A 3,208-nucleotide genomic window follows, 5' to 3' on the forward strand; every position below is an offset into this window, starting at 1 on the left:
CGTCGGACTGCCGATCGTCAAATCCGCCGATCGGGCTAACGCTGTCGCGGAGACACCGTTTCTAGTGGTCCGGACGATGCATACTGGCGAGACCACCGTCTTTGCGACCGGAACGTATCGAGACCGGTTCGTGGTGGAGGACTCAAAGCTGTTGCTGGCTGAGCGGGTCGTTGCGTGCGACAGTTCAGTGACTGACACTTTACTGGTCATCCCGTTCTAGAGAGAAGAGCCAGGCTGAAACGTCATGGACGTTTCAGCCCCATTGTCGGCAACGCGCCTGCCTGCGGAGCGGCCCCGTGGTGGACCCGTGTCACCGCTGTCAATGTAGGCGCTCAGATACCGCGCGAAGGCTTGCCAAAAAGTGATCAAAGTTTCGGCCGAGGGACAGTTCAGTCCCTCCCTTGAAAAGAATGCACCCGACTCACCTCACCGTGAAGCGCCGCGGTTAGATCACGATTCACTAAACGGGTGGACAGACGAGCGCTTGCTGGGCTTCACTCCGATGGACGAAGTGCATCGCGAGTTCTTTCATGTGACAGCGGCTCTGCTAAGTTGCAGCCAGGAATCAGCACTGGAGGCGATCGCTTGCTTCGAAGACCATGCGCGAAGGCACTTCGACCAAGAAGACCAATGGATGGTGGAAACGGATTTTCCCGCGCGCGACTGCCATATCCATGAGCATGCCTCTGTCCTGGCTTCGACGATTGACGTGCGTCGTGCCATCGCTGAGGGGCAAGGAGGCGCTGCACTGGCCGCTGACTTCGCACAGCACCTGCTCGCGTGGTTTCCGGGCCATGCCGATTACCTCGACTCGGCGCTAGCGGCGTGGATGTGCAAACGACGCTGGGGTGGTCGGCCAGTCGTGCTCCGCCGACGGAACCGCTGAACGACGGCTTGGTCGCAATCAAGAGCGGTTCGGGTCGTTGCTACTGCAGGGCGGTGGCGTGCGCCCGTCGCTGAAGTGCAGTACCGAGCCGGCGGGCGGCTATTCCCAGGCCAGGTGTTGCCGCGGTCCGGCAAACGTAGAGAGCTACGCTGCGGCCGGGCCCGGCACGAACACGTCGCTGAAGAAGTGGTGAGGATCCAGTCCTCTCTCTTCAACACAGACCTTTCGTACGGCAGTCACCATGGCCGGCGAGCCGCAGCAGTAGACCTCATGGCCCTTTAGGACCGGGAAGTTCTGGCGCACCGCATCGTCTGGGCGGCCGTTGAATCCGATCAGGTCGCGGGCATCATCTGCGTCCTGCAGCGCAGGAATGAACCGAAAGTCAGGCATTAGCTTTTTCCAGCGCTCCACCGCCGCTGGCAAGTAGATGCCTTTGCGGCTGCGGCCACCCCACACGAGCGTTACCGGTCGCTTGACTCCCTTCTTGACCATGTCATCGAGCAGGGACTTCACCGGCGCGAAGCCGGTGCCGCCCACGACGCAGAGCATGGGACCGATAGACTCTTCCTTCAGTTCAAAGTTGCCGTAAGGCAGCTCGACCTGCAGGGTGTCGCCTGCCTTCAGCTGCGGCACGATCTGGGTGAACTGGCCGCCCGGCACGTGGCGAATGTGCAGGTGCAGCGTATCGTTCTCGTGCGGCGCGTTGGCCATGGAATAGCTGCGGCGGCTGCCATCCGGCAGCGCCACCTGTAGATACTGCCCCGCGTTGAACTTGGCGCGCTGGCCAGCAGGAAGGCGCAGTTGCAGCAGGCTGACGTCATCGGCCGCCAACGTGTTGCGGAACACCTTGGCGATGTAGGTCTTGCGCGCCTTCGGGTCGATCCGATGCCAAGCCTCCGGGGCGATCTCGACGTCTGACTGAGGCAGGCACTGGCAATACAGGTGTTGCCCCGTGGGTTTGGCCTCGCTGGACGGGCTCTGTACTTCACCCGACGTGACGGGGCCGGCGCAATTACCGCATACGCCCTTGCGGCAAGAATAGGGCATCTCGATGCCGGCTTGCAGTGCTGCGTCGAGGATGTTCTGGCCGGCGGCGCAGGCGAAATGCACGTCTGTTCCGGCAATGCGTATGTCAAAAGCCATGATGGAAAATTCTCAGGAAGAAAGGCCCGCAACCAATCGCAGGCTGCGCAGCAGCGCGTTCGGCCGAGCGGTGCCCGAGCCGGCGATATCCATGGCACTGCCGTGGCCGGTGCTGGCCAGCAGCACATCGGCACCGATGGAGATGGCGCTGGCCATCTGGGGCGCCAGGAGCTTGACGGGGATGTGGCCCTGGTCGTGCAACATGGCCACGTAGAGGTCGTGCTTGCGGTCGGCGAGCAATACGTCCGCCCCTGCCGGGCCCGTGATGTCGTAGCCCTCGGCGCGCAGGCATTCGGCGGCCGGCAGGGTGCGAGCCGCATCTTCCGGCCCGAACAGCGTTCCTTCGGAGGCGTGCGGATTGATACCGAACAGCGCGATCTTCGGCTTGTCGATACCGATCAGGCCACAAGCTCGCGCGCCCGATTTAGTAGCCGCGATCACCAACTCCGGGGTGATACGCGCAAGCGCCGTGGCCACACTCTCGTGCAGCGTGGCGTGCACGATGCGGAGGCCGCCGCCCACGAGCAGCAGGAAGACGCTGCTCTCGGGCTGCCCGCACACGCGTGCCACCAGGGATGGGTAACCGCTGAACGGGATCCCTGCCTGGGCGATGGCGGTCTCGTGGTGCGGGCCGGCCACGACCGCGTCGAACTCGCTGGAGCGTGCGGCCTGGATCGCCGCCGTGGCTGCAGCCACGGTGCTGGCGCCTGCCTGGGCATTCACCTCGCCCCAGCGCAAGGCCGAGCCGGACAGCTCGCCGCAGGAGCGCACGTCCAGCGTGGGCACCAGCGCCTGCAGGCCGGTGCTCGCCGCCGCACGCTCCAGCGCGGCGGGCGCGCCAAAGACCGTGACCTTGATCTGTGGCTCGCTGGCCAGCTCGGCCAGCGCCTTCAGGACAATCTCCGGCCCGATGCCGTTGGGGTCGCCCAGCGATAGCGCGATGCGGCGCATGGTGTCCCTTACAACGGCAGCACCAGCAGCGTGTCGGTCACGGTGCTGTCGCAGACGGCCACGCGCTCGGCCAGCAGCAGCTTGCCGGCGACCTTGACGAAGCGGTCGCGGTATTCGCCGCTGGCGAACAGCATGGTCTCGCCGGTGTACATGATGCGCGCCACCATGAACGGCGTACGGGCCACGGCCGCCTTGTCGTCGGACGACTCAACCAGCGGCATGCCGAGC

5 protein-coding genes are annotated in these 3,208 nt (G+C 64.5%); 2 read left to right on the forward strand and 3 right to left on the reverse strand.

Going from position 1 to position 3,208, the window contains the following annotated elements:
- Positions 1-220 (forward strand): nuclear transport factor 2 family protein (locus ACFQNJ_RS19220; protein ID WP_465262235.1); only part of this gene is annotated, 220 nt, incomplete at its 5' end.
- Positions 221-364: 144 nt separating this feature from the next.
- Positions 365-886, forward strand: coding sequence for a bacteriohemerythrin (locus ACFQNJ_RS19225; RefSeq protein WP_382260353.1), 522 nt, complete (start codon positions 365-367; stop codon positions 884-886).
- A gap of 144 nt (positions 887-1,030) precedes the next feature.
- Here ACFQNJ_RS19225 and ACFQNJ_RS19230 read toward each other — a convergent pair whose 3' ends face one another.
- The 3 genes from ACFQNJ_RS19230 to ACFQNJ_RS19240 all read right to left on the reverse strand — a co-directional run.
- On the reverse strand, positions 1,031-2,029 hold the full coding sequence (locus ACFQNJ_RS19230) for a 2Fe-2S iron-sulfur cluster-binding protein (RefSeq protein ID WP_324567761.1): 999 nt from the start codon (positions 2,027-2,029) through the stop codon (positions 1,031-1,033).
- 12 nt (positions 2,030-2,041) lie between these two features.
- A complete protein-coding gene (locus tag ACFQNJ_RS19235) occupies positions 2,042-2,980 on the reverse strand; it encodes a PdxA family dehydrogenase (protein WP_324567763.1) in 939 nt (312 codons plus the stop codon).
- A gap of 8 nt (positions 2,981-2,988) precedes the next feature.
- Positions 2,989-3,208, reverse strand: a 220-nt coding sequence (locus ACFQNJ_RS19240) for a nuclear transport factor 2 family protein (RefSeq protein ID WP_465262236.1), incomplete at its 5' end; no start/stop codon positions are given.

The sequence above is a fragment of the Hydrogenophaga bisanensis genome, assembly GCF_042665135.1.
Classification (GTDB): Bacteria; Pseudomonadota; Gammaproteobacteria; order Burkholderiales; family Burkholderiaceae_C; genus Hydrogenophaga; species Hydrogenophaga bisanensis.